Annotated in this window: 6 protein-coding genes and 1 pseudogene; 6 read left to right on the forward strand and 1 reads right to left on the reverse strand. The window is 61.0% G+C overall.

Annotated features, from left to right (window positions below; genetic code table 11):
- Positions 1-104: 104 nt before the first annotated feature.
- The 6 genes from ACIQ17_RS30530 to argC all read left to right on the forward strand — a co-directional run bounded on the left by ACIQ17_RS30530 (position 105) and on the right by argC (position 4,485).
- Positions 105-635, forward strand: a complete 531-nt coding sequence (locus tag ACIQ17_RS30530) for a DedA family protein (RefSeq protein ID WP_398473220.1) — start codon at positions 105-107, stop codon at positions 633-635.
- A 153-nt stretch (positions 636-788) separates the two neighbouring features.
- Positions 789-1,775: an MBL fold metallo-hydrolase gene (locus tag ACIQ17_RS30535; RefSeq protein WP_398473221.1), complete on the forward strand. Its 987-nt coding sequence runs from the start codon at positions 789-791 to the stop codon at positions 1,773-1,775.
- Positions 1,776-1,852: 77 nt separating this feature from the next.
- The gene (locus ACIQ17_RS30540; RefSeq protein WP_398473222.1) at positions 1,853-2,128 is read left to right on the forward strand and encodes an AbrB/MazE/SpoVT family DNA-binding domain-containing protein; all 276 of its coding nucleotides are present in this window, start codon (positions 1,853-1,855) and stop codon (positions 2,126-2,128) included.
- Positions 2,125-2,523, forward strand: a complete 399-nt coding sequence (locus tag ACIQ17_RS30545) for a type II toxin-antitoxin system VapC family toxin (protein WP_398473223.1) — start codon at positions 2,125-2,127, stop codon at positions 2,521-2,523. Before ACIQ17_RS30540 ends, ACIQ17_RS30545 begins: the two co-directional genes overlap by 4 nt.
- A 220-nt stretch (positions 2,524-2,743) precedes the next feature.
- Positions 2,744-3,430, forward strand: coding sequence for an FMN-binding negative transcriptional regulator (locus ACIQ17_RS30550; protein ID WP_398473225.1), 687 nt, complete (start codon positions 2,744-2,746; stop codon positions 3,428-3,430).
- Complete coding sequence (gene argC, locus ACIQ17_RS30555; protein WP_398473226.1) at positions 3,427-4,485, forward strand: N-acetyl-gamma-glutamyl-phosphate reductase; 1,059 nt, start codon at positions 3,427-3,429, stop codon at positions 4,483-4,485. Before ACIQ17_RS30550 ends, argC begins: the two co-directional genes overlap by 4 nt.
- A 181-nt stretch (positions 4,486-4,666) precedes the next feature.
- On the opposite strand, the pseudogene ACIQ17_RS30560 reads toward argC, so the two are convergent.
- Positions 4,667-5,134: pseudogene (locus ACIQ17_RS30560) on the reverse strand (glutamine synthetase); the annotation flags it as partial.

The following is a 5,134-nucleotide window of genomic DNA, read 5'->3' on the forward strand; positions in this document are numbered from 1 at the left end:
ATGGTTCGCTGGGCGGTGATGACTATTTCCTCCGCAAACCGTGATGATCATGTCGCAGGGTCGTTGCTGGCAATTGGCGGGCGGCTCTGGCAAGACCTGACGCCATGGTAGACGCTTTCCAAGGCCTCACCGATTTCGTGAGGGAGCATCAGGCATGGGCGGCGCCCATTGTTCTGCTCCTCGCTTTCGGCGAGTCACTCGCATTCGTATCGCTGCTGATCCCGGCCTGGGGCGCACTGATCGCCATCGGCGCGCTGGTGGCCGCCAGCGATCTCAGCGTCTGGCCCGTGCTGATCGCCGGCGCCATTGGCGCGGCCCTTGGCGACTGGCTGTCCTACTGGGTGGGATACAGATACAAGGACCGCGTCGCGCAGATGTGGCCATTGTCGAAATTCCCTAACCTGCTGCCTCGCGGCGAGGCGTTTATCCGGAAATGGGGCGTCCCGAGCGTCTTCATCGGCCGCTTTTCCGGTCCGCTCCGCGCCTCGGTCCCGCTGGTCGCCGGCATTTTCGAGATGCCGTATTGGCGCTTCCAACTGGCCAATTTCTCCTCCGCTTTCGTCTGGTCGGCCGTGCTCATCATGTGCGGCGATGCACTATCGGTCGGAGCGGAATGGGCGTTGAAGTACAAATAACCGCACACGCCGGATGGAATAACTCGAAGACGCAGGTGTTGAACCGGCGCATGGCGATCTGCCGTATCGCGCGGCTGTCAAACCGCTGATAAAGATCGCTGCGACAGTTGACCGGCATCATGCGGGTCAAGCTTCACCTTGGAGGGATCGACTATGGATTTGTCACGCCGTCAGGCTCTTGCAGGCGCCGCCGTGCTCGCCGCGTCTCCGCTAATGACTTCTGCTCCCGCCAAAGCCGCCGCGCCGCTTGCCGACAAGCAGGCGCCGAGCTTCTATCGCTACAAGGTCGGCGATGCCCAGGTGAACGTCATCTCCGATGGCGCCAATACCTTTCCGCTCGCCGACACATTCGTCCTCAATGCGAAGAAGGACGAAGTCAATGCGCAGCTCGAAAAGTCCTTCCTGCCAAAGGACAAGATGACCGTCCATTTCGCTCCGCTGGCCATCAACACCGGCGGCAAGCTGGTGGTGATCGACACGGGCAACGGCCCCGGCGCCTTTGCGAGCACAAAGGGGAATGTCGGTCAGTTCGCCAGCAATCTGGCTGCGGCCGGCATCGACGCCAAGAATGTCGACATGGTCGTGATCTCGCATTTCCACGGCGACCACATCAACGGTCTGCTGGCCGCTGATGGCACGCCCGCTTTTCCGAATGCCGAAGTGCTCGTCCCGGCTGCGGAATGGAAGTACTGGATGGATGATGGCGAGATGTCGAAGGCCGCGAATGATCGCATGAAGGGCCTGTTCGCCGCCTCCCGCAAGATGTTCAACGACAGCCTCAAGGGCAAGGTCACGCAGTACGAGTGGGGCAAGGACGTCGCACCGGGGTTGCTCGCGGTGGAAGCCGCCGGTCACACGCCGGGCCACACTTCCTTCATCCTGTCCTCGGGCAGCGACAAGCTGTTCATCCAGTCCGACGTCACCAACCAGCCGGCGCTGTTCGCCGCCAATCCCGGCTGGCACCTGATGTTCGACCAGGATCCGGCCATGGCCGAAGCCACCCGCCGCAAGGTCTATGACATGCTGGTGGCCGAGAAGATGCGCGTGCAGGGCTTCCATTATCCGTTCCCGGCCAACGGTCACGTGGTCAAGGACGGCAGCGGCTACCGCATCGTGCCGGCACCGTGGAGCCCGGTGTAAGCGGCCGAAAATATCCGGCACGACCTTGAGAGTAATGCGATTTTGCATTACTCTTGAGGCTTCTCGGAGATGAGATCATGACGGTATTGACGGTGACCGCGCGTGGACAGGTGACATTCCGAAAGGATGTGCTGAAACACCTTGGCATCGAGCCGGGCGACAAGATCAGGATCGATCTTTTGCCGAATGGCCGGGCGGAGTTGAAGGCCGATCAAGGCAAAGGCTCGTGGGATGAGCTGAGTGGTTTTCTGAAAGACAAGACGAACGGTGTTCGTTTGTCGATCGACGAACTCAATGACGCGATCGCCGATGCTGGCGCTGCCGCTGGCAATAGTGGCTTACGGCGCAAGTGAAGATTGGCGTCGATACCAATGTGCTGTTGCGTTTCGTCGTTGGCGACGATGAGACGCAACAAAGATATGCGGCTGAAACGTTAAAAACGGCTACTTTCATTGCTGTCAGCGTTCAATCGCTCTGCGAGTTTGCTTGGGTACTCGATCGAACTTATCGCGTCGATCGGGCTGCGGTCGGTGAGGCGATCCGTCGAATTCTCAATATGCGCAATGTCGTAACCGACCGAGCTGCGATTGAGGCTGGGCTAGCAGTCCTTAGTGCGGGTGGTGATTTCGCCGATGGCGTCATTGCTTTCGAAGGTCGGTGGCTTGGTGGCGAGACTTTCGTCTCGTTCGACAAAAAGGCCGTGAAATTATTGAACGCCCAGGGCATCGCGGCTCGACTGCCGGCCTGAAAAAAACAACCTTGACGTTTCATGGCCGCGGCTCTATGTCCGCGGCCATGATCCATTTCGTGACCAGCGCACTTTCCCGTCGCCGCCGCATTCCCGCGGCAGCAGGCGCTCGTCTCTAAGGATCGCCTCACTGCCGCCGGATACGGTCCGCGGCAGTCTTTCTCCCAACACAGCAGCGCGATCTATCATCCGGCGGCCTTCAACCCAGAAGGAGCCTGATATGTATACCCCGCCACGATTTCAGACCGACCGCAGCAACGCGCTGGCGTTCGCGGACGCGCGTGGCTTCGGGACGGTCTGTGGCTTCGACGGCCGCAAGCCGATCGCATCCGCCGTGCCGTTCTGCCTCGACTATGGCAATGACGGCACGCCATATCTCGCCTTCCATCTCGCCAGGCAGAACCCGCTGCTCAAGCTCGCCGATGGTGTGACGCCATGGGTCATGGCGGTCACCGGCGCCGACGCCTATGTCTCGGCCGACTGGTATGTGTCTCCCGACCAAGTGCCGACCTGGCTCTATCAGGCGGTACATCTCACCGGCCCGGTGTGGCTATTGTCCGATCGTGAACTCGGTCCGCATCTTGACGCGTTGAGCGCAAGGTTCGAAAGCTGGCTCGCGCCAAAGAAGCCCTGGACCGCGGACAAGATGGCGAAGGGGCGGCTCGAGGCGATGCGGAAGGCGATTGTCGGCGTCGTGATGGCGGTGGATGAGGTGGAGGGGAGCTTCAAGCTCAACCAGCACAAGTCCGACGCCGACCATCTGGCTGTCATGAGTGCGCTGGCCATGCGGCCGGAGCCGGCGGCTATCGAGATTTCGGACGCGATGCGCAAATTACGGCCGCATTTGTTTGCGGAAGAGACGACACAATTGGCTGCTATGGCTGAGGCGGAAGGATTTATGGGATGAGCAACAAGAAGAAAATCGCGATCTTGGGCGCCTCTGGCTACACCGGCGCCGAGCTGGTCCGGCTGCTGCTGCGCCACCCGAAGGTGGAGCTGACGATCCTCACCGCCGATCGGCGCGCCGGCCAGCAGATGGGCGACGTGTTTCCGCAATTCGCGCCTTATGAGCTGCCGACCCTTGTGACCATCGACAGTGTCGACTGGACCACCGCCGGCATCGATCTCGTGTTCTGCGCGCTGCCGCATGCGACCACGCAGAAGGTGCTACAGGACGTTCTCGCCAAGGCGCCGGACATCAAGGTCGTCGATCTCTCCGCCGACTTCCGGCTGAGCGACCCGGCGGCCTATGCCAAATGGTATGGCCACGAGCACCATGCCCTGGAGCTGCAGAACGAGGCTGTCTACGGCCTCGTCGAAGTGTATCGGCGCGACATCAAGAAGGCGCGTCTTGTCGCGAATCCCGGCTGCTATACATCGTGTGCGCAGCTGCCGCTGGTGCCGCTGATCAAGGCCAAGGCCATCGAGACCGACGAGATCGTCATCGACGCCAAGTCGGGCATGACCGGCGCCGGTCGTTCAGCCAAGGAGGAGATGCTGTTCTCGGAAGTCTCCGACGGCTTCAACGCCTATGGCGTCGGCAAGCACCGGCACATGGCCGAACTCGATGAGCAGTTCTCCAAGGCTGCGGGGAAGGAAGTCATCGTCAGCTTCACGCCGCATCTCCTGCCGCAGAACCGCGGCATCCTGTCGACGATCTACGTTCGCGGCCGCCGCGGCAAGACCGCCGAGGAGCTGCACGAAATCCTGGTGAAGCAGTATGAGAAAGAGCCGTTCGTCTATGTGCTGCCCTTCGGCAAGACGCCGCATACGCGGCACGTGCGCGGCTCCAACATGACCTTCATCGGCGTCGCCGCGGATCGTATCCCGGGTCGCGCGATCATCGTCTCCACCCTCGACAACCTCACCAAGGGTGCGTCGGGGCAGGCGGTGCAGAACATGAATCTGGTGCTGGGCTTCGCCGAGACGCTCGGCATCGATCAGCCGGCGATGTTCCCGTAAGGCCAACTTGTCGTCGCCCGGCTGGACCGGGCGATCCAGTAAACACAGAAGTCTCGCTTCTATCACCTGCAGCAGTGTGTACTGGGGCACCCGGTCAAGCCGGGTGACGACAGGCAGAGATCAAAAACAAAACGGCCCGGATTTTCATCCGGGCCGTTTCGCATTTCAATTCAGCAGCAGCTTACGCCACGGCCTTCTTTTCCGTCGGGACTTCCGAGATCGTCTTCAGGATCTGTGAAGCGATCTGGTAGGGGCAACCCTGGGAGTTCGGGCGGCGATCTTCCAGATAGCCCTTATAGTCGTTCTTCACGAACGAGTGCGGCACGCGGATCGAAGCGCCGCGGTCGGCGACGCCGTAGGAGAACTTGTTCCACGGCGCGGTCTCGTGCTTGCCGGTCAGGCGCATGTGGTTGTCCGGACCGTAGACATTGATGTGGTCCATCAGGTTCTTGTCGAACTGGGCCATCAGGGCTTCGAAGTAGGCCTTGCCGCCGACCGTGCGCATGTATTCGGTCGAGAAGTTGGCGTGCATGCCCGAGCCGTTCCAGTCGGTGTCGCCGAGCGGCTTGCAGTGGAATTCGATGTCGATGCCGTACTTCTCCGTCAGGCGGAGCAGCAGGTAGCGTGCGATCCACATTTCGTCGGCGGC

The sequence above is a fragment of the Tardiphaga sp. genome (genome assembly GCF_044340795.1).
Lineage (GTDB): Bacteria > Pseudomonadota > Alphaproteobacteria > Rhizobiales > Xanthobacteraceae > Tardiphaga.